Source organism: Defluviicoccus vanus, assembly GCF_014672695.1.
Lineage (GTDB): Bacteria > Pseudomonadota > Alphaproteobacteria > Rhodospirillales > Defluviicoccaceae > Defluviicoccus > Defluviicoccus vanus.
In genome coordinates this window covers 2,513,965-2,532,968 of sequence record NZ_CP053923.1, presented here as the reverse complement: position 1 = coordinate 2,532,968, position 19,004 = coordinate 2,513,965, and the positions used below count along the sequence as shown (strand labels likewise).

Below are 19,004 nucleotides of genomic sequence, written 5' to 3'. Positions count from 1 at the left end.
AGAATCTCAGCCGCTCCAACGAATCGCGCTGATCGAGTTTAGAAAATCTTCGTCTGCTGCCCTATTTGTGCGCACCGTCCCTACCTCCAATGGCGCCAACGCCGCAAAATACTCTTGCAAGAACATGGCCAAATCCGAGCGCAACCTTACGTAGCATCTGCAGAACGATCTGTGATCACTGTTGGCGGGAACGTCCTCGCCGCGGATGGCGCGATGACGATGCGCAGCCGGCCGGCCACTACCCGACGGGTAGGCGATAGATCCATTCGCGTGCCATCCCCGCTTCCAGATGATAAAGGTTGTGGCAGTGGAAGAACCAGCGACCGGGATTATCGGCGACAAACTGGAAGCGCAGCGTCTCGCCGGGAGTTGCATTGGCGGTATGCTTCAGCGGAGCAAAACGAGGATCGACACCCTCGACGAGCAGGCGAAAGAAGTGACCATGCAGGTGCATGGGGTGCCACATGGACGTCTGGTTGAGCAGTTCGACAAGAACNTTCGTCCCCGGAGCGATGATGAGGGGATCGGCCTCGGGCCACGTCTGCCCATCCATCGTCCAGACGTAATCAGCCATCCGTCCGCCGAGCGGCAGCTCGAATGTCCGCGTCGGTGCGGGCAGTTGCGCCGGTTCGCGGCAACGCAGTTGGTTGTAGCTGAGTATCCGTCCGTCCCAGCGCGGCTTGCTCACTGTCGCTTTCGCCGGCGTATCGGCTGTCCGCAGAATGCCAATCGCCTGCCCTGAGCCGTTCTGGGCTTCGCCGCGGACTGTGTAACTGCCGCTGACGTTCAGGCGAACGAACATGTCATAGGTCTCGCCCATGCCGATCAGTAGATTGTCTACCTCCACCGGCTGCACTGGTTGGCCGTCGGCGTGGGTAACTGTCAGCACCTGCCCGTCGACGCCGAAGCGAAAAACCGTCGAAGCACCGGCATTGATGACCCGCAGGCGGATGCGATCGCCCGCTTGCGCCGTACCCACCCACGGGTCGTGCGGCCCGCGACCATTGAGGAGAAAAGCATCATAGCTGACGTCGGCCAGATCGTCTGCCGCTACCGTACCCATCGGTGCGGCACCGCTCTTGCCGTTCCCCATCTTCATCTCTCTGCCACCGCTACTCGGAGGCTGGCGTAGGTTGGGGATAACGTCGGCCGGATTGGCATGCAGCCAGTCGGAGAGAAGGAGTACGAAATCCTGATCATAGCCGACGCCGTCGGTCTTTGCCTCGATGATCAGCGCCCCGAACAAACCGCGCTGCTCCTGCAGGCCAAAATGTGAGTGGTACCAGTAGGTACCACTTTGCCGCAGCGGAAACTCATAAAGGAAGAACTCGCCGGGTGGGATGGGCGCCTGACTTATGCCCGGCACACCGTCCATCGCCGATGGCAGGAGCAGACCATGCCAGTGAATGGACGTCGGCTGCTCGCCGAGGCGATTGTCCACCAGGACGCGGAACACCTCGCCCTCGCGCAGGCGTAGCTCCGGCCCCGGCAGATTGCCACCAACCGTCACCCCCTGCACCATCTTGGCCCCATCCGGGTTCAGCTCGGACGCAAGGATGCGAAAAAGTGACTCGGAACGCTTGACCGGCGCCGCCGCTGAGGGAACGGCATCCCCCACCGCCGGCGACATGACCCGCTGCGCCAGCGCCGTGCCGGGCAGGACTGCCGCAACAACAACACCAGCGCTCTTTAAAATGCGCCGGCGCGTACACGTGGGCGCACCGGCGCCGTATCTCTCGGACCCGTGCATATGCCGCGCTTCTTCCCGGTTGCTTCGCCTTCTCCGGATCTCGCACCCCGGAGAAGGCCTCGTTGCCATCAGTATCGCGCAATCGAGAGGAAAACGAAACCCATGCTATTCAACCGCAGGCGAATGCGGGTCCAGGATGATCCACAAGCATGCCGATGAGCCTACTGAACTAATCAGCACTGTATCGTGCGAATATGCTGCTCAAGCTGCAACGCTTCAGCATGGATGACGTTTAGAAATGCCTGCCTTTCGTTCATTTCAAGGTCAATATTATTATCAAGTATCTCGGCAGCAGCAAGAATTGCCGTGATACGGTTGATAATCTCTTCCGATAGCGCCGCGTTGACATGCACGCCTGTCTTGCAGGTTCGTCCCCCTGTCCGACGCGTGGGCAGCTTCGTCGCATCAGGGTGCGTCGCCGGCTGGTTTTTCGCGTCGCAGCGCACCTGCGGCGTGGCGCATCTGGCTCATCCGGCGAAACCGGCGCCCGTCGAGTACAAGATAGGTGGGTTCGGCGGTGCGGAAGACATAGCCGCCACGCACCGGTACCGCCACGCCGATCGCCATACCATGAAGTTCGACCGCATAGGCAACCGGTGGCGACAATGGCGCCGGATGGTTGCGAAAGGGAGAGAGTGTGTCGCGCATTGAGACAGTCCTTCGGTTTGGCACCCCGCGACCGTAGCAAGGTCGAGGCAGCACGACAGTCGATGCAGACAGGAGGGTCAGCTATGGTCGCAGCCAAGTCGCCCGTTCAGCGACGGCGGCAATCCATGGTAGCCATGGCGGCGAAACATCGCCCGTCCCCGGCAGGTTCGACCAAGCACCCGTCAGCCGACGGCGGTCGAAGTATGTGTCCAAGGTTCATGACCATGGTCGTGTTCCCTTTCGTTCATAGGGAAACCACGAGCGAATTTCGTGGCGCTTTAGCGGTTGGCGTCGCGGCGCAAGCTGCTGTCCCTCAAATCCCGCGATCCTAGGCTCTCCGCCTGGACGCATCCTTATTACACTAGAATATCCATAGAGTAAATAGGCTATTAAGGTTGCGATTTCGTTGGCCTGGCTCTTCCCGGCCGCAGGCGAACTTGCGAGACTGCCGGGGTTCGCAATCGGGAAGGAACAGCACAGTGCGCGTCGGCGACCAGCAACGGCGGACGATATGGCCAGCGGAAGACGATCGGGCCGTACACATCATCGATCAGACACGCCTGCCGCATCGGTTCGAAACACTCAGGCTAACGACGGTCGCCGACGCGGCGCATGCCATTCGCTCGATGCAGGTGCGGGGTGCGCCACTCATCGGCGCCACCGCCGCCTATGGTCTGGCGTTGGCGGCAGCCAGTGATCCGCGTGAGGAGACACTTGCCGCTGCCGCCGCCCTGCTTCTCGCCACCCGACCAACCGCGATCAATCTGCGCTGGGCACTGGACGACATGCTGGCGGTCCTGAAGCAATTGCCCACCGACCACCGCGTCGAGACCGCCTGGCGGCGCGCCGCCGAAATTGCCGACGCCGATGTGGCGATGAACAGCTCGATAGGCGAGCATGGCCTCGCTCTGATCCGCGCCGTGCAGCGAGGAAAGCCAGTGGGCGAGACGGTGAACATTCTCACTCACTGCAACGCCGGCTGGCTCGCCACCGTGGACTGGGGCACCGCCCTGGCGCCGGTCTATAAGGCGCATCATGCTGGTATCCCGGTACATGTCTTTGCCGACGAGACCCGGCCGCGCAACCAGGGCGCCTCGCTCACCGCTTGGGAACTGGGGCAAGAGCAGGTTCCGCACACCGTGATCGTCGATAATGCCGGCGGTCACCTGATGCAGCGGGGCCGAGTAGATCTTTGCATCGTCGGCACCGACCGGACGACACGAACCGGCGATGTGGCCAACAAGATCGGCACCTATCTGAAGGCGCTGTGTGCCCGTGACTGTGGTGTACCGTTTTTTGTCGCCGCCCCCAGTCCGTCCATCGACTGGTCGCTCGCCGACGGCATCAAGGAGATTCCGATCGAGGAGCGCGGTGACGCGGAAGTCACCAGCATCACCGGGCTGACCGCCGAAGGCCAACAAGAGACGGTGAGGCTGACGCCATCCGGATCGGCGGCGGCCAATCCCGCCTTCGACGTAACCCCGGCGCGCCTAGTGACCGGCCTGATCACCGAGCGCGGCATCAGCGCCGCCTCGGCGCGTGGACTGGCCCGGCTTTTCCCCGAACGGGCATGATCAGGCCAGCCATATGCAGATGGCTCATTCAGGCCTCGGCGACTCTGTTGTTGATTGCCGCCACCCCCGCCTACAGTCTTGACTGCAACAATCGGAAATTCACCTGGTCCGACACCAAACCGGCAATCAACCGCCGCCACGTCTTTTGTGGTGAGATTAACCACGGCCGTTCGAAGGGCTTGCACTCGATGCAGCTCCTGGCGACGTCGGCCGTAGTGAGTCGCGTTGAAGCGCCGCGCGGCGATCGCCAGGGCATCTACACCGCCATCGTCGTGTTCACCAACGGCCAGCGCAAGCTGTCGACGTTCTTCCCCGATCACTGCACGGTTGAGCAGGTGACACAATCCATCTACCATGCCGGGACGCACGATGCGGTACCTCATCCCGCCTGGGGCTTCATTGGCCTCTCGGCACCTACTGCCGGTGCCCCGGGTTTCTGCCTCGATGCTGACCAACGGCCGTTCGAAATCCGATTCGGACGGCTAAAGGACGGACGGATCAACACCGCCTTTCCCAATTGATGCCCGCGGAGACATCGCGTGACCGATCAAGAGCAAAACCCTGATCTGGACAAGGATGTCGATATGCGAGGGATATACCGTGACCACCACCACCGCCTACGCGCGTCGCCGGATACGTTTCCGGTGGTGCTGGCGGACTTTCTGGAGACCGATGTCTCCGAGCATTCCTCCTGGTGCGAGGAACTGCTCGCCGGTCTGGAGCGGGCGCGGCGTGGCGAGAGCTTCATCGCCACCGGCAACATCTACGAGGTCATGGCCGATCCGGTGATGGTCGAGATCAAGAACGGCTACGATGACGCGCTGGAGCCGCTGCGGCTGCCATTGCGTGATCTGGAGCGGGCACTCCTCGCCTGGCTCCGGGCCATCGAATAGGCTGAACTGCTCACTTCCCTGCACAAGCGCATCGCTGCGGTACGACGGGGCAACGTTGGGATCAACGTCGCCCCGACCGCGCGCAACTAGGTTGATTAGTCGTCAGTTGACCCTAGCCAGCGATAGAAGAAGCCGGCGATGAGTCCGCCGATCAGTGGTGCCACCCAGAACAGCCACAACTGCTCCAGCGCCCAGTCACCGACGAACAGCGCCTGACCGGTGCTGCGAGCCGGGTTCACCGACGTATTGGTGACCGGGATGCTGATCAAATGGATCAGTGTCAGGGCAAAGCCGATCGCCAGCGGGGCAAAGCCCGCCGGTGCCCGCTTGTCAGTGACACCGAGGATGATCAGCAGGAAGAAGAAGGTGAGCACAATTTCGGCCACCAAAGCCGAGCTTAGCGAGAAGCCACCCGGCGAATGCTCGCCGAATCCATTGCTGGCGAAGCCGGTACTGAGCGAGAAGCCGGCATGGCCGCTGGCAATATGAAAGAGGACCGCTGCCGCCGCGATGGCACCAATGACCTGCGCGACCCAGTAAAAGATGATATCGCTGGCGGGAAACCGCCCGCCGGCCCATAGGCCCAGCGTCACCGCCGGATTGAAGTGGCCGCCGGATATGTGGCCAACGGCATATGCCATGGTCAACACGGTGAGGCCGAACGCCAGCGCCACGCCGGCAAAGCCGATACCCATGTCTGGAAAGCCGGCGGCAAGCACGGCCGAGCCGCAGCCACCGAACACAAGCCAGAAGGTGCCGAAAAACTCGGCCGCCAACCGTTTCGACATATTCATTATAAAGTACCCTACTGTCCCAATTCCCCGAACAGGATGGAGACTCGCAGGAGGCATAGCGCCCGAAGCTAACCGCCCCATCCCACCCAACGCAAACCTATGGACGTGTTTGACGGAATTAGCAACCACATTTCCGAAAGGAGCGTTTACGTAGCGGCTTTGCTTGGTCATGTTCGTCACGGTGCCCGTGGCACAGCGCTATATACTCTACGAGGTGGAGAAGAGATTGGTTCGTTCAGCTTTCGTTGATCCGACGTTTTTCGTACTTCTCATCGGCTGCCTCGGGCTAATCGCCGTTTTGCGCTATCGAGTCATCGGCATGGTAATGATTTTTCTTTCGTTCTTCATGCTTTATGCGTTCTCAACCGAATACTTGAGTTCGCGCCTGCTGGCTTTGGCCGAGAGCGCTCCACCGCGCAGTCCGGCCACTGCCACCGATCTACCACGCGCCATCGTCGTGCTGTCCGGCGGAATGCACCGGGCACCGCCGGAACGGGGTGGCGACATGATCGGTGAAGACACCTTGGAGCGAGCTCGTCACGCGGCGAACCTCTACCGCGAGACGCATCTGCCGATCCTGGTGGCGGGAGGCCCGATGCCCGGATCGACGAAAACGCTGGCGCAGACAATGAGCGAATCGCTGCAGCGAGACTTCGGCATCGCCGTCGCATGGGAAGAGAATCAGTCGCAAACAACCTTCGAAAATGCCAAGTATTCAGCCAAGATTCTCGGCACAGCCGGAATCAATAGCATTTACCTGGTGACCCATGCCGCGCATATGCCGCGCGCCGTGGAGATTTTTGAGCGCTGCGGCTTTCACGTGGTGCCGGCATCCACCGGTNTTTACCTTGCCCCCACACAGAGCGCAACGCTCTATAGCCTGATGCCCCGCGCCTATTATCTTGCCGACTCCAGCCGGGCACTGCGTGAACTTATCGGCGTCACGTTCTACCGGTTGAATTACCAATAGAGCTCAGCTCTTTTCTGCCGGCGACGCCTGTGAACCGACGGATCGCGGCCGCAGCCGCCGCGCTTCCTCCTCGAAAGCCACGACCATTCGCTTCGTGGTCATCGGCAACGCGGCGTCAATAGCGTGTTGCAATAGGCGTGAATGCACCGCCCAGGTAAGGGCAATGACCACGCGGGTACCGCTGCGGACGGTAGTAAAGTCCCACCGGATGTGGAAGCGCTTGAAGAGTGGATCGATCGAGGTGACATCGATCGAACTCGGCCGTTCGAAGATGGTATGGGTGCGAAAGGACTCACGAATCGGCCCGAGGCCAATTTCCTGATCGGTATAGTAACCAGACTCCTCGCGCTCGTAGACATGGGCGCTGCGCCACAACGATAGGTAACTCGGATAGCGTTCCACATCGTTGACCAAGTCGAACAAATGCTCCGTTGGCACCAATACGAAGCGCGTTTCCCTATGCGTGGTCATGGCGGCGTCCTCCCATTGTCTTCGCCGGCGTTTGTCCAGTCACGCATCTTCAGCGCGTTGACTGTGGTTGCTTCGTTGATCGCTCGTTCGCCGCCGGCCGCCAGCGCAACACCGGATGGCGGGCGGCGGTGGTTTCATCGAGGCGGCGGCGTGGCGCCAGACGCGGGGCGGCGTGGAAAGGCGCGGCGCCGCTCCGATGCGCCCGCTGCACCAGTTCGCGCATGACGCGGATAAACTGGTCGAGCGTCGCCTTGCTTTCGGTTTCGGTCGGCTCCACCAGCATCGCGCCGTGCACGACAAGCGGAAAATAGACGGTCATCGGATGAAAACCTTCGTCGATTAACGCCTTGGCCAGGTCGAGGGTGGTGACACCGGTGCCGGCGAGACAACGGTCGTCAAACAATGCCTCGTGCATGCAGGGTCCCTCGAAGGCTGGCGTCAGCGTCTCCTTCAAGCTGGCAAGAATGTAGTTGGCGTTGAGCACCGCATCGCTTGCCACCTGACGCAGACCGTCGCCACCCATGCTCATCATATAGGCGAGCGCGCGCACGAACATGCCGAACTGGCCGTGAAATCCCTTGATCCGGCCGATGGACGCATTCGCTTCCGCATCGGCCCGCTCGATCAGGCGATAGCCCGCCGGCGTTTCGATCACGATCGACACCGGTGCATAAGGGCTAAGCGCCGCCGACAGCACCACCGGACCGCTGCCCGGGCCGCCACCGCCATGCGGGGTGGAGAAGGTCTTGTGCAGATTGATGTGCATCGCATCGATGCCAAGGTCGGCGGGGCGGACACGACCGACGATGGCGTTGAAGTTGGCGCCGTCACAGTAGAAGAAGGCGCCGGCGGCGTGGGTAGCCGCAGCAATTTCGCGGATATGGGTCTCGAACAGGCCGCAGGTGTTGGGGTTGGTAAGCATCACCGCCGCCACGTCCGGGCCGAGACGTTCGGCCAGCGTTGCCGGATCGACGCGGCCACGGGCGTCGGCGGCAACCGCTTCCACCGCGTAGCCACAGGCGACCGCACTTGCGGGGTTGGTGCCGTGTGCCGACTCCGGAACGATGACGCGGCGGCGCGCATCCCCGCGCGCTTCCAGCGCTGCACGAATCGCCATCAGCCCCACCATCTCGCCGTGCGCACCGGCAGCGGGTGACATCGCCACCGCCGGCATCCCGGTCAGCGCCTTCAACCAGGCGGCACAGTGAAAAATCACCGCCAGCGCTCCCTGCACCGTCGCCACAGGCTGCAACGGATGCACGTCACCGAGTCCGGGCAGGCGCGCCAGCTTCTCATTCAGGCGTGGGTTGTGCTTCATCGTGCACGAACCGAGGGGAAAGAAGCCGGTGTCGATCCCGTAATTCTGCTGGCTGAGTCGGAGATAATGGCGGACCACCTCCGGCTCGCTCAGTCCGGGCAGGCCGATGCTCTGGCGTGGCGCAAGGCCGCCAAGGCGGCTGAGGTGCGCGGGGATGGGCGGCAGATCTACCGCGGTCTTCTCCGGCGAGCCCTGCTCGAAGATCAGCGGTTCCTCGATCGCCAGGCCGCGGTTGCCGGAAACGGTGCCGCTGCCGCTATCGCCGCCGGCGTATTGACCGCTCGCGGCCGCTAGCGTCGGTCGTTCGGCATCGTTCATGCTACCACCATCCAGGACAAGGCATCGCCCAGCGCCGCCACCAATGCGGTCACGTCGTCATCACTGGCGGTTTCGGTCACCGCCACCAGCAGCAGATTGGCCAGCGCCGGATCATCCGGAAACAATCGCGACAGCGGCACCCCGCCCAGCACGCCGCGCGCCGCCATGCGATCCACCACGGTTGCCGCCGGCATTGGCAGGCGGAGGGTGAGCTCATTGAAGAAGCTGCTGGTGATCACCTCGACGCCGGTAATCGCGGCAAGCCGTTCGGCCACNCGCCACCACGCCCGTGCATGATTCAGCCGAGCCAGGTGGGTGAAACCAGCCTCGCCGAGCAAGGTCAGATGCACGGTGAAGGCAAGCGAGCAAAGCCCAGCGTTGGTGCAGATGTTGCTCGTCGCCTTGTCGCGGCGGATGTGCTGTTCGCGGGTGGCCAGGGTGAGCACGAAGCCGCGGCGGCCGTCCACATCGACCGTCTGGCCCACAATGCGTCCCGGCATTTGGCGGACGAATTTCTCTCGCGCCGCAAACAGGCCCACCGTCGGGCCGCCGAAGGACAGGGCGTTGCCAAGCGACTGGCCATCACCGGCAACGATATCGGCGCCCATCTCTCCCGGCGGCGGCAGCAAGCCCAGTGAAACCACCTCGGTAACGACGACAACAAGCAGCGCCCCCGCCGCATGGCATCGCGCGGCCAGCGGGCTCAGGTCGTGCACCCGGCCGAAGACATCGGGGTTCTGGACGACGACACAGGCGGTGGACGCGTCGATTCCGTTGCTAATCNNGTTCTCTTCGGCGGCAGGATTCGGCGGCAACGCCGTGGCGGACAGGCCAAGGAAGCGCCCGTAGGTTTCGATCACCGCCCGGTAGTGCGGGTGCAGGCCGCCGGACAGCATAACACCCTCGCGTCGAGTCAGCCGCTTGGCCATCAGCACCGCCTCGGCGGCGGCGGTAGCGCCGTCGTACATCGACGCATTCGCCACCTCCATGCCGGTAAGCAGCGCCACCTGGGTCTGGAATTCGAACAGGTACTGCAGCGTCCCTTGAGCAATCTCCGGCTGGTAGGGAGTGTAGGCGGTGAGGAACTCGCCACGCTGAATCAGGTGATCCACCGCCGCCGGGATGTGGTGGCGGTAGAGGCCGGCACCAAGAAAACAGGGCGCCGTGGTCGGCGAGAGGTTTTGCGCCGCAAAGCCGCGAAAGGCGCGTTCCACCGCCATCTCGTCCTGGTGTGCCGGCAGATCCACCGGTTCACTGAGTAGTGCGTCAGCGGGAACGTCGCCATAGAGCGCTTCGATCGAGGGAACGCCGATCGTCGCCAGCATCTCCTGCCGGTCGGCCTCGGTCAGCGGCAAGTAACGCATCAGCCCTGGTCCGCGATGCGCGCGTCGTAGGCCACCTGATCGAGCAGGGAGTCCAGTTCGGCCGGATCGGCGATGCGGATCTTGAAGAACCAGCCATCCTTTTCGGCGCTGGTGTTGACCAGACCGGGGTCCTCGGCGAGCGCATCGTTGACGGCGGTCACCTCGCCCGAAACCGGAGCGTAGACCTCGCTCGCCGCCTTCACCGATTCCACCACTGCCGCCTGCGTACCCTTCTCCACCGTGCTGCCAATGGGTGGCAGTTCGACAAAGACGATATCTCCCAGTTGTGTCTGGGCGAAGTTAGTGATCCCGATGACGCCGGTCTCATCGTCCACCCGGATCCATTCGTGTTCCGGGGTGAAGCGCAGGGAAGTCATGGCGCACGCTCCTTTCAAGCCGGTTTGGCGTAGCGATGTTCGACGAGNGGCAGCGAAACCACTTGGCCCGGCAACGGCTTGTCGCGAACGATCAGGTTGACCAGAGTCCCTGGCGCAGCAAAGCCCCTGGCAACATAGCCCATGGCAATTGGCGCCTGCAGGCTGGGGGCGAAGCCGCCGCTGGTCACGTGACCGATCGTCTGCCCGTCGGTGCTGGTGATCGGGGTGTGCGCACGTGCCGGCGCCTTGCCGTCAAGGCGGATGCCGACACGCATCTGGGCGACGCCGTGCTGCAACTGGGCCAAGATCACCTCGGCGCCGGGGAAACCGCCTTCCAGCCGCCGTCGCTTGTTGATGGTCCAGGCGAGACCGGCCTCCACCGGCGTCGTCGTGGTATCGATGTCATTGCCATAGAGGCAAAGTCCCGCCTCCAGCCGCAGGGTGTCGCGCGCACCGAGGCCGGCCGGTTTCACCTCCGGTTCACCCAGCAGCAGATGCGCCACGTGTTCGGCGGCGTCGGCCGCCAAGGAAATTTCGTACCCATCNTCGCCGGTGTAACCGGAGCGGGAAACGCCGCACTTGATGCCATCAATGCTGAGGGTGGTCACGGTCATGAACAGCATCAGCCGCGCAGCGGGCGCGAACCGGCCGAGCACCGTTGCTGCCGCTGGCCCCTGCAGCGCCAACAGGGCGCGGTCCGGTCGCGGCTGCAGCGCGCAGCCGGATCCTAGATGCTGGCCGATGTGCTGGAGATCAACCTCGGCGCGCGACGCATTGAGAATAAGCCAAATCGTCGTGCCGCCATGCGCGACCATGATGTCGTCGATGATGCCGCCGTCGTCATTGGTCAGCAGCGTATAGCGCAGCCGCCCTGCCTGCATCCCCTGCAGATCGGCAACCACAAGGCGCTCCATCGCCGCGAGGACGTTATCGCCCGTCACCAGCGCCTGGCCCATGTGCGAGACATCGAACAGGACAGCACGTTGGCGCGCGTGCCGATGTTCTTCAATGATGCCACTGTACTGCAACGGCATGAGATAGCCGGCAAACGGCACCATCCGGGCACCGAGTTTGCGATGCAGGCGTTCGAGCGGCGTGCGTTTCAACGCCGCCTCGGCTTCCGCGCTCATTCGATCCGCCTCCTCACCCTTCGCCGCGTGCTGCCTGGGAACGACATCCTGTCTGAACCATCGGTCGCCTTGGGCCGGGGCATCGCTGCCGTCGGTGATTACTGTATCGGTCCGGATTGACGCGTCAAAGCACCCGGCGCCACGCCGCCAGCGCCGCGCTGCTGATTGTAGGTGAGTTCTTCCTGGGTGAGTTGAAAGCCGACCAGCACCTGATAGCCGCGGGCGCCGGAGCCCTTACGGTTGGGGACGTAAATCTTGATCGGCGGATCGTCATCGCGGATCACTAGGCGGGTGCGATTGTCGGTGAAATCGAGCGGCAGATCAAAAGCCTGCTTCTGCAGGATTTGCTGGTTGGCATCGACGACGCTGACGAAATAGCGCAAGATAGGGGTACGATTAAGATTGGCCGGGCCGCGGCTGGCGACAATGATCGGGGCAACGACGACCTCCGCCACCTGCACGCCATCACGCTTCGCCTTGTCGTTGCAGGCGACGACCAAATCGGCGATCTCCCCTTGCAGGTCGACGTTCAGGAGGTCGCGCGCCGGCCCGGGACCAAAGCGGGTAATGGTACCCGCGTCGTTGAGCACTGCCGTTGCCGGACAGGCCGGTGCTTCATCACGATTCGAGGAGCAGGCGGCAACCGTTGCCATCAGGGCGACGGCTACAGCAAGGACACGACGACGACCGCCAGGCTGAGAACTCGACATGGCGGTCACAGATTTTCGTGCGTGCCGTCGCAGTACGGCTTGTCTTGGGTGTGTTTGCAGCCGCAGAGGTAGACGGTCTCCGTCCGCTCGGGGGTGAACAGCACCGGCATCAACCCGGTGCCCTGGTGACTGCCGTCGCAGAACGGCTGATTGGAACTGCGTCCACAGCTGCACCACGCGTAACGCCGCCCCGCTTCCACATCACGGCATAGGGTGATTTCTGGGCGATCAGAACATCGGGCATCAGCGGGCTCCCATGGGGGCTCTTGTCGGGTGACGTCGACCAGCATACTGCAAGGGCGGCCCGCAAACAGCGCCGAAGCATCGGCATGCTTGACCATACCACCGTGCGCGGGAACACTATCGCCAGCTCATCCCACATGACAAGATGCATCCATGGCTGTCTATACCGAGGTTGGCGACGAAGAGGTGGCGGCGTTTGTCGCCGAGTATGCGGTTGGTCGTGTCGTCGCCTGCAAGGGCATCGCCGAAGGAATCGAAAATACCAACTATCTCCTGGTAACGGAGACCGCCACCTACATCCTCACCTTGTACGAGCGGCGCGTACGCGAGGAGGAATTGCCCTTTTTCATCTCGCTGATGGAGCATCTGGCTGCGCACGGGATCCCCTGTCCGACACCCTTGCACGGTCGCGACGGTCAGGCCTTACGCCGGCTGAACGAGCGGCCGGCGGCGATGGTTACGTTTCTCCACGGCATGTCGCCCAGACGCCTGACACCCGAACATTGTACCGCCGTCGGCGAGGCGCTGGCGCGGCTGCACTTGGCCGGCGCCAACTTTCCGCTGCGGCGGCACAATGGTTTATCGGTGGATAGCTGGCGACCGTTGCTGCAGGCGAGCGCACGGCATGAGCAGGAGGTGGCGGCCGAGCTGGTTGACGAACTGGCAGCCGACATGGGCTATCTTGAGAGCGGTTGGCCGGCACATCTGCCGGAGGGAGTGATCCACGCCGATCTCTTTCCTGACAATGTGTTCTTTCAAGGCGGAAACCTCTCTGGGATCATCGATTTTTATTTTGCCTGCACCGATTTCCTTGCGTACGACTTGGCAGTATGCATGAATGCTTGGTGCTTTGAGTCCGATGGGAGCTTTAACGTGACCAAGGCTCGCCGTCTGGCCGGAGCTTATCAGTCCGTTCGGCCGTTGACGGCTGCGGAGTGGCAGGCATTTCCGTTGCTTGCGCACGGAGCGGCGATGCGGTTCCTGCTGACCCGGCTTTACGACTGGCTGCACACACCGCGCACGGCTCTGGTTACGCCGAAGAACCCGGTGGAATACCTGCAGAAGATGCGCTTTCATCGTCGGGTCCGCAGTCCCGGAGAGTATGGACTTGATGTGGATCGCGCGGCGTGAACGCCCCGTCAGCCGGGAACCGTCCGCCGCTTGCCGCTGAGGAGCTTGCCGTGTCGGAGGTGCCACCCTTCTCGATGACCCACTGGCGTCGCAGGATCCGGAGGTCGACACATCGTCGCCCGTTGAGGATCAGACGGTCGCAATTTTTACCGACGGCGCCTGCCTCGGCAACCCGGGTCCGGGTGGCTGGGGAGCGATATTGCGCTGGCGCGGCAAGGAAAAGGAATTGTCTGGCGCCGTGCCGCTGACCACCAACAACCGCATGGAGCTGACGGCGGCAATCGAAGCGCTGTCAGCACTGAAGCGTCCGTGTACGGTGCGGGTCTGCTCCGATTCGATTTATCTCCGCGACGGCATCACCCGCTGGATCCACGCCTGGCAGCGCAACGGCTGGCGCGCCGCCGACCGCCGGCCGGTCCGCAACCGCGACTTGTGGGAGCAACTGATCGAAATTATGGCCNCCCATCGTATCGATTGGGTTTGGGTTCGCGGTCATAACGGCCATCCAGAGAACGAGCGTGTCGACGCGTTGGCGCGTGGCGCCGCTCGCCGCCAACAGGCCCACCTCGCCGAGGCGGACAAGGTCTCAGCCGCTATTTAGTCACAGGGCGGCACGAGAATGGACTGAGCGCTAGCAGACCTGCGGTTTCGTCACTGCTGCACTGCACCACAGCATGTTATAATGGTTCATTAGTTCAGAGATGCCGCTCGCTGCAAAGGATAAAGACCATGCCCATGCTCCAGTGGTGCGAAGCGATGAGCGTCGGCGTGCCGGCTCTCGATGCCGACCATCGCTGCCTTGTACGCATCATCAACCTGTTGGCGGAAGCCAACGCGACTGACGTTCCGGAACTGATCGAGACCGTGCTCGAAACCCTGCTGGTGTACAGCCGGTTCCATTTCAGTCGCGAGGAACGGGTGATGTCGGACTGCGTGTTTCCAGGCATCGAGTTCCATTCGCGAGAGCATTCGGGCTTCAGCCGTTACATCCAGGCGATGCGACAGCGGGTTCATCAGCGGCTGGACGCCACCGTCGCGGCAGAGTTGCACGAGTACCTGACCAACTGGCTTCGGCACCATATTTTGATTCAAGACATGGCCTACAAGCCGTTTGTCGTTGATGCGGTGGCGCTGAACGCGCTCGCCGAGGGTGTAGCGCCTCCGGTCGAAATGGCACTGCTGCACCAACCGAGCGTCGGCTTCGCCTGAGGACCCCCTCGCCAGGANGACGGTTACAGGCGCGAGAGTGCGAATCACTTAAAGCAATACGGGAAGGTAGCGAGCGGCATGCATGATGCCGCTCGTTGAGTTTCGTGCTGACGCGACGCGGCGCGCAAAAATTTAGAGCGGAATCCTACCAGTCTGGATCGTATCCGCAGGCGCTGAAGTAGTTTGCGCACTCGGCTGGGGTGAAGTCGTCGGCGAAGCGGCCGATGGCGGCCCAGAGGGCTTCGACGGTGCGCTCGNGCGGCCTTGCGGAGCAGGGCCTTGAGCTTCGCGAACGCCTTCTCAATGGGGTTGAAGTCGGGGCTGTAGGGCGGCAGGAAGAGGAGGCTGGCGCCCGCGTCCTTGATCAGCGCATCGGTGCGCGGCCCCTTGTGGCTGGACAGGTTGTCCATGATCACGATGTCGCCGGGGCGGAGCTCGGGGACGAGCACCTTCTCGACATAGGCATCGAAGGCGTCGCGGTTGATCGCTCCGGTGAGCACGAAGGGGGCGATCATGCCGCGCATGGTCAGGGCGCCGACGAAGGTCGTGGTCTTCCAGTGGCCATGGGGGAAGCCCATGCGCAGCCGCTCGCCGCGGGGCGCGCGGCCGTAGGTACGGCCCATGTTGGTCTTCGCCCAGGTCTCGTCGATGAACACGAGGCGCTCCGGGGCCAGGTCGATCTGGCCGTCGAACCACGCCTCGCGCTGCTTCAGGATGTCGGGGCGGTCCTGTTCGGTCGCATGGCCGGTCTTTTTTTGCGCGTGAGCCCGTGGCGGCGGAAGAACCGCTGCAGCGTGCCGTAGCCGAAACCGTGGCCCCGCTCGGCCAGCGTCGCGCGCAGCTCTTCGGTGGTGACGTCCGGCGTCGCCTCGATCAGCTGCCGGATCAGCGCGCCTTGCGCCTCGACGCGGGCGGAGCGGCGGTCGCCGCCGAGCGGGCCAGGGCGCGGATCACCCTGCGTCCGCTCCAGCGCCCGCCATCGGCTCACGCTGGCGGCGCTGACGCCGAACCGCGCCGCCGCCGCGCGATGGCTCGCGCCTTCCGCCACCGCCTTGAGAACCCGGACGCGAAGATCGAGGGAAAGCGCTGTCGACATGTCCACCGGCCTCCTCCTCCGGCAGACATCTTGAATCAGAACCAGCCCCCAATGGGAATCTGGAGGCTTCTGTGAGGTCGCGTGACGAGGTGTTTGGCGTGCGTCGGCGCGACCTCATTGAAGCCGGATTGAGCGAACCCGCGGATGGCCGGCGAGCTATGGGGATTGTTGCCGCGTCTGGTGGTCCGAGACAGCTTTCGGGCGGGTCTGCATGAGAATTGCCCGGGAGCGGTCGAGGCCGGCGATGCCGGGCGGTTGGTCGCGGCAGTGAGCTGAACCGCGCGTTCGAGGGGCGCTGCGCCGGATCTGGCGCAGCCGGGCAGGCTGTTGGACAAGGCTATGGGCACCGACGCACGGCAGCGTCGGTGCCGGACAGGCGGAGCGGCAAGGATGCCGGCGGCTCATGAGGTGTCCTGGCGGAACGAGGGGCGGGGCGGTGGTCGAAGGAGGATGGCGAAGGTGATCATCGCGCCGCCGCAGCAGGGGCAGCGATCGAACGCAATGGTGGCCTGCTTCGGCTCAGTCGGTGTTGCGGGCTCGATGATCGGTCGCGCGGCCAACAACTCGCGGCACAGCGCCAGCTTCGCGGCGCGGTGGCCGTTTGCGAGGAAGCCGTAATGGCGGATGCGATGGAACCCGTCCGGCAGGGTGTGGAGCAGGAAGCGGCGGATGAACTCGTCGGCGTCGAGGGCCATGACCTTCGATTTGCCGTGGTGACGATAGTCCTTCCAGCGGAACGTGACGTCATCCTCGGTCACGGTCATCAGCCGCGAATTGGCGATGGCGACGCGGTGGGTGTAGCGAGCGAGATAGGCCAGCACCTGTTCCGGCCCACCGAACGGCGGCTTCGCATAGACGATCCATTCGGCCCGCCGCAGATCGCGGAGGCGACGAGCGAAGCCGGCCGGGTCGGCGAGGTGGGCGAGATCGCCGAACAAGCCGAGCTGACCAGCGTCGAACGCGGCGCGCAGTTCGTCCAGGAACAGCCGGCGAAACAGCCGCGAGAGGACGCGGATCGGCAGGAAGAAGCCGGGCCGGCAGGCGACCCAGCGGGTGCCGTCGGGCGACGGGCCACCGCCGGGTACGACGCAATGGACATGGGGATGATGCTGCAGGGTCTGGCCCCAGGTGTGGAGCACGGCGACGAGACCGATCTCGGCCCCGAGGTGATTCGGGTCGGCGGCGATCCGGCGCAGCGTCTCCGCCGCCGTGCGGAACAGGATGGCATAGACCGTCTGCTTGTTCTGGAAGGCGATCTCGGCCGCCGGCGACGCTACCGTGAAGACGACGTGGAAGTACGGCACCGGCAGGAGCTCGGCCTGCCGGGCAGCCAGCCACTCGGCGCGGGCCTGACCCTGGCACTTCGGGCAGTGCCGGTTGCGGCAGGAGTTGTAAGCGTGGCGGACGAAGCCGCAGTCGGCGCAACCCTCGGCATGGCCGCCCAGCGCCGCCGTCCGGCACAGCGCGACCGCACTCATCACCCGCCGCTCGACCCGGCCCAGATGGCCGTCGTGCGCCCGGCGATAAGCATCCCCATGGCGGCGGAAGACATCCGCCACCTCCCATCTGGCCGCCATCGTGCGGCCGCATCAGGCGGGCGGCACGACCTCCAGCGTCAGCCGGTCGAGCGGGCTCTGCGTTCGCCGGATCAGGCCGTTCGAGACCCGGGTATAGCGGACCGTGCTCGACAGATTGGCGTGGCCAAGCAGCACCTGGATGATGCGGATGTCGGTGCCGTTCTCCAGCAGGTGGGTGNNGCGAAGCTGTGCCGCATAGGCCGTTGCCAGCGCAGCGCGGCTCTTCAGGCTGGGCACCGCCTCGAGAAAGCGCACCACTTCATCGGCATTCAACACCACTGGCAGCTTGTGCGGCTCGCGCGCGTAGGGGATCCGCTCCGGGATCTCGCCGTGCCCGAGCGTCACGCCGTAGAAAAACCGCAGGGCACACACCGTCTGGTTCAGCGCCGGCCACGAAATGCCGGTCGACACCAGATGGACCTGGAACGCGCGCACGTCCTCCAGGCCAAGCTGGTCCGGCGAGCGACCGAAGTGGCGGCTGAACTTGCTGACCGCGTGCAGATAGGACCGTTGCGTCGCCGGCGACAGATTGCGGACCGTCATGTCCTCGGTCATGCGCCGGCGCAGAGGGCTCATCTCGGCCATCGAGGTGCTCCTGTCTGAGAATAGGGCTTCAACACGCCGTAATCCTCTCAGACGGGAGCTGTCCCTGCTAACCGATCACCCCACTCCCGCGACAGCGGGTTCGTTCAATCCCCAACGATTCACTCAGATCGGCCTCCGCTCTAGTGCGCGTGAATGCATACAGATCGATGCTTGCCATTGCACCGCTGATGACATCGGGATTCGGTAATGCTACTGTGATAATGAAATTTTTGCGTCAGAATTGAGCTAACCAGTCAGGAATCGGCCGGGGCTCACCAAATGGGGGCAGTCTACATGGATACGTTGGCGCGGCGAAGCGCGTTCAAGTGGTCAAGTGCCTTCAGTGTCGGCATCGCCTCCATAGATGATGATCACCGGTACGCTATCGACTTGCTCAGCGTTTTGGACGATGTGGACGGCGACGCCCTAAAGACAACGCTCGCCCAGGTACTTGACCGGCTGACGATATTTGCCCACATTCATTGCCAACGGGAAGAGATCGTCTTTCAGCAGGTCGGCTTAGTTCTCGACGCTGCGCATTGCGCCGACCATGACTACTTCAAACGCGTCATTGCTGAGACACGCGCCGAGGTCGCCCTCGAACTCTCGATCGACAGGGTTCACGGCATCGTCGATTTCATCCACGCGTGGGTCTGGCAACACCTCACCGACCACGATTCAAAACTGCGCACCGTCAGCGTCGACAAGGAGCGGGTGGATCGTATCGCACGGGCGGCAGTGCCGCCGCTGAGTTCCCTTATCGGCCTGCATTGAGGCTTTCCGGGCACACGCCTGCCTGGGCAAATGTACCCGAGGCAGGCGTGTCAACGGCATCAGGCGGGCTGT

General features: G+C 63.4%; 21 protein-coding genes and 1 pseudogene. 8 read left to right on the top strand and 14 right to left on the bottom strand.

The features are described 5' to 3' along the window. Positions 1 to 238: 238 nt before the first annotated feature. From HQ394_RS11505 to HQ394_RS11495, 3 genes are all read right to left on the bottom strand, one after another. The gene (locus HQ394_RS11505; protein WP_223291533.1) at positions 239 to 1,630 is read right to left on the bottom strand and encodes a multicopper oxidase family protein; all 1,392 of its coding nucleotides are present in this window, start codon (positions 1,628 to 1,630) and stop codon (positions 239 to 241) included. Between the two features lie 293 nt (positions 1,631 to 1,923). Beyond that, positions 1,924 to 2,103, bottom strand: coding sequence for a hypothetical protein (locus tag HQ394_RS11500; RefSeq protein WP_223291532.1), 180 nt, complete (start codon positions 2,101 to 2,103; stop codon positions 1,924 to 1,926). 52 nt (positions 2,104 to 2,155) lie between these two features. Further along, the gene (locus tag HQ394_RS11495; RefSeq protein ID WP_190260361.1) at positions 2,156 to 2,398 is read right to left on the bottom strand and encodes a hypothetical protein; all 243 of its coding nucleotides are present in this window, start codon (positions 2,396 to 2,398) and stop codon (positions 2,156 to 2,158) included. 479 nt (positions 2,399 to 2,877) lie between these two features. Here HQ394_RS11495 and mtnA point away from each other — a divergent pair, with 479 nt between their 5' ends. The 3 genes from mtnA (at position 2,878) to HQ394_RS11480 (ending at position 4,865) form a co-directional block, all read left to right on the top strand. Continuing rightward, entirely contained in the window at positions 2,878 to 3,972 is a 1,095-nt protein-coding gene (gene mtnA, locus HQ394_RS11490) for an S-methyl-5-thioribose-1-phosphate isomerase (protein ID WP_190260360.1), read from the top strand. 47 nt (positions 3,973 to 4,019) lie between these two features. Then, the gene (locus HQ394_RS11485; protein WP_190260359.1) at positions 4,020 to 4,493 is read left to right on the top strand and encodes an EndoU domain-containing protein; all 474 of its coding nucleotides are present in this window, start codon (positions 4,020 to 4,022) and stop codon (positions 4,491 to 4,493) included. A gap of 63 nt (positions 4,494 to 4,556) precedes the next feature. After that, the gene (locus HQ394_RS11480) at positions 4,557 to 4,865 is read left to right on the top strand and encodes a hypothetical protein (RefSeq protein WP_223291531.1); all 309 of its coding nucleotides are present in this window, start codon (positions 4,557 to 4,559) and stop codon (positions 4,863 to 4,865) included. 95 nt (positions 4,866 to 4,960) lie between these two features. Here the strand turns inward: HQ394_RS11480 and aqpZ are convergent, their stop codons facing one another. After that, positions 4,961 to 5,659 carry an aquaporin Z gene (aqpZ, locus tag HQ394_RS11475; protein ID WP_263053721.1) on the bottom strand — a complete coding sequence of 233 codons (699 nt, stop codon included), beginning with the start codon at positions 5,657 to 5,659 and terminating at the stop codon, positions 4,961 to 4,963. Positions 5,660 to 5,828: 169 nt separating this feature from the next. Here aqpZ and HQ394_RS11470 point away from each other — a divergent pair, with 169 nt between their 5' ends. Further along, a complete protein-coding gene (locus HQ394_RS11470; RefSeq protein ID WP_223291530.1) occupies positions 5,829 to 6,629 on the top strand; it encodes a YdcF family protein in 801 nt (266 codons plus the stop codon). A gap of 3 nt (positions 6,630 to 6,632) precedes the next feature. Here the strand turns inward: HQ394_RS11470 and HQ394_RS11465 are convergent, their stop codons facing one another. The 7 genes from HQ394_RS11465 to HQ394_RS11435 form a co-directional block, all read right to left on the bottom strand. After that, positions 6,633 to 7,100 (bottom strand): type II toxin-antitoxin system RatA family toxin, encoded by a 468-nt coding sequence (locus HQ394_RS11465; protein ID WP_190260356.1) that lies wholly within the window; start codon positions 7,098 to 7,100, stop codon positions 6,633 to 6,635. Between the two features lie 49 nt (positions 7,101 to 7,149). Then, positions 7,150 to 8,736 carry an aminomethyl-transferring glycine dehydrogenase subunit GcvPB gene (gene gcvPB, locus HQ394_RS11460; RefSeq protein WP_190260355.1) on the bottom strand — a complete coding sequence of 529 codons (1,587 nt, stop codon included), beginning with the start codon at positions 8,734 to 8,736 and terminating at the stop codon, positions 7,150 to 7,152. Further along, the gene (gcvPA, locus tag HQ394_RS11455) at positions 8,733 to 10,100 is read right to left on the bottom strand and encodes an aminomethyl-transferring glycine dehydrogenase subunit GcvPA (RefSeq protein WP_190260354.1); all 1,368 of its coding nucleotides are present in this window, start codon (positions 10,098 to 10,100) and stop codon (positions 8,733 to 8,735) included. The genes gcvPB and gcvPA overlap by 4 nt, the downstream gene beginning before the upstream one ends. Then, positions 10,100 to 10,477 (bottom strand): glycine cleavage system protein GcvH, encoded by a 378-nt coding sequence (gene gcvH, locus HQ394_RS11450; protein ID WP_190260353.1) that lies wholly within the window; start codon positions 10,475 to 10,477, stop codon positions 10,100 to 10,102. The genes gcvPA and gcvH overlap by 1 nt, the downstream gene beginning before the upstream one ends. A gap of 14 nt (positions 10,478 to 10,491) precedes the next feature. Continuing rightward, positions 10,492 to 11,607 (bottom strand): glycine cleavage system aminomethyltransferase GcvT, encoded by a 1,116-nt coding sequence (gcvT, locus tag HQ394_RS11445; RefSeq protein WP_190260352.1) that lies wholly within the window; start codon positions 11,605 to 11,607, stop codon positions 10,492 to 10,494. Positions 11,608 to 11,705: 98 nt separating this feature from the next. Continuing rightward, a complete protein-coding gene (locus HQ394_RS11440; RefSeq protein ID WP_190260351.1) occupies positions 11,706 to 12,317 on the bottom strand; it encodes a hypothetical protein in 612 nt (203 codons plus the stop codon). A gap of 5 nt (positions 12,318 to 12,322) precedes the next feature. Further along, a complete protein-coding gene (locus HQ394_RS11435) occupies positions 12,323 to 12,607 on the bottom strand; it encodes a CDGSH iron-sulfur domain-containing protein (RefSeq protein WP_190260350.1) in 285 nt (94 codons plus the stop codon). Positions 12,608 to 12,713: 106 nt separating this feature from the next. On the opposite strand from HQ394_RS11435, the gene HQ394_RS11430 reads away from it, so the two are divergent. From HQ394_RS11430 to HQ394_RS11420, 3 genes are all read left to right on the top strand, one after another. Then, positions 12,714 to 13,691, top strand: a complete 978-nt coding sequence (locus tag HQ394_RS11430; protein ID WP_190260349.1) for a homoserine kinase — start codon at positions 12,714 to 12,716, stop codon at positions 13,689 to 13,691. An 82-nt stretch (positions 13,692 to 13,773) separates the two neighbouring features. Further along, positions 13,774 to 14,292 carry a ribonuclease HI gene (gene rnhA / locus HQ394_RS11425; protein ID WP_190263275.1) on the top strand — a complete coding sequence of 173 codons (519 nt, stop codon included), beginning with the start codon at positions 13,774 to 13,776 and terminating at the stop codon, positions 14,290 to 14,292. Positions 14,293 to 14,420: 128 nt separating this feature from the next. Beyond that, positions 14,421 to 14,900, top strand: a complete 480-nt coding sequence (locus HQ394_RS11420) for a bacteriohemerythrin (protein WP_190260348.1) — start codon at positions 14,421 to 14,423, stop codon at positions 14,898 to 14,900. 145 nt (positions 14,901 to 15,045) lie between these two features. Here the strand turns inward: HQ394_RS11420 and HQ394_RS11415 are convergent. The 3 genes and pseudogenes from HQ394_RS11415 to HQ394_RS11405 form a co-directional block, all read right to left on the bottom strand. Further along, positions 15,046 to 15,996: pseudogene (locus HQ394_RS11415) on the bottom strand (IS630 family transposase). Between the two features lie 401 nt (positions 15,997 to 16,397). Next, positions 16,398 to 17,573: an IS91 family transposase gene (locus HQ394_RS11410; protein ID WP_190260195.1), complete on the bottom strand. Its 1,176-nt coding sequence runs from the start codon at positions 17,571 to 17,573 to the stop codon at positions 16,398 to 16,400. A 12-nt stretch (positions 17,574 to 17,585) separates the two neighbouring features. Further along, positions 17,586 to 18,128 carry a phage integrase N-terminal SAM-like domain-containing protein gene (locus tag HQ394_RS11405; RefSeq protein WP_456151595.1) on the bottom strand — a complete coding sequence of 181 codons (543 nt, stop codon included), beginning with the start codon at positions 18,126 to 18,128 and terminating at the stop codon, positions 17,586 to 17,588. Between the two features lie 309 nt (positions 18,129 to 18,437). Here HQ394_RS11405 and HQ394_RS11400 point away from each other — a divergent pair, with 309 nt between their 5' ends. Next, complete coding sequence (locus HQ394_RS11400) at positions 18,438 to 18,932, top strand: bacteriohemerythrin (RefSeq protein WP_223291529.1); 495 nt, start codon at positions 18,438 to 18,440, stop codon at positions 18,930 to 18,932. The last annotated feature ends 72 nt before the right edge of the window (positions 18,933 to 19,004 follow it).

Bases quoted from the DNA above. Each gene is read 5' to 3' on its own strand.
- aqpZ (WP_263053721.1), bottom strand. From the start codon at position 5,659: ATGAATATGTCGAAACGGTTGGCGGCCGAGTTTTTCGGCACCTTCTGG.
- HQ394_RS11400 (WP_223291529.1), top strand. From the start codon at position 18,438: ATGGGGGCAGTCTACATGGATACGTTGGCGCGGCGAAGCGCGTTCAAG.
- HQ394_RS11465 (WP_190260356.1), bottom strand. From the start codon at position 7,100: ATGACCACGCATAGGGAAACGCGCTTCGTATTGGTGCCAACGGAGCAT.
- HQ394_RS11495 (WP_190260361.1), bottom strand. From the start codon at position 2,398: ATGCGCGACACACTCTCTCCCTTTCGCAACCATCCGGCGCCATTGTCG.
- HQ394_RS11480 (WP_223291531.1), top strand. From the start codon at position 4,557: ATGCGAGGGATATACCGTGACCACCACCACCGCCTACGCGCGTCGCCG.
- gcvH (WP_190260353.1), bottom strand. From the start codon at position 10,477: ATGACTTCCCTGCGCTTCACCCCGGAACACGAATGGATCCGGGTGGAC.
- HQ394_RS11435 (WP_190260350.1), bottom strand. From the start codon at position 12,607: ATGCTGGTCGACGTCACCCGACAAGAGCCCCCATGGGAGCCCGCTGAT.
- gcvPB (WP_190260355.1), bottom strand. From the start codon at position 8,736: ATGAACGATGCCGAACGACCGACGCTAGCGGCCGCGAGCGGTCAATAC.
- HQ394_RS11410 (WP_190260195.1), bottom strand. From the start codon at position 17,573: ATGGCGGCCAGATGGGAGGTGGCGGATGTCTTCCGCCGCCATGGGGAT.
- HQ394_RS11420 (WP_190260348.1), top strand. From the start codon at position 14,421: ATGCCCATGCTCCAGTGGTGCGAAGCGATGAGCGTCGGCGTGCCGGCT.
- HQ394_RS11430 (WP_190260349.1), top strand. From the start codon at position 12,714: ATGGCTGTCTATACCGAGGTTGGCGACGAAGAGGTGGCGGCGTTTGTC.
- HQ394_RS11440 (WP_190260351.1), bottom strand. From the start codon at position 12,317: ATGTCGAGTTCTCAGCCTGGCGGTCGTCGTCGTGTCCTTGCTGTAGCC.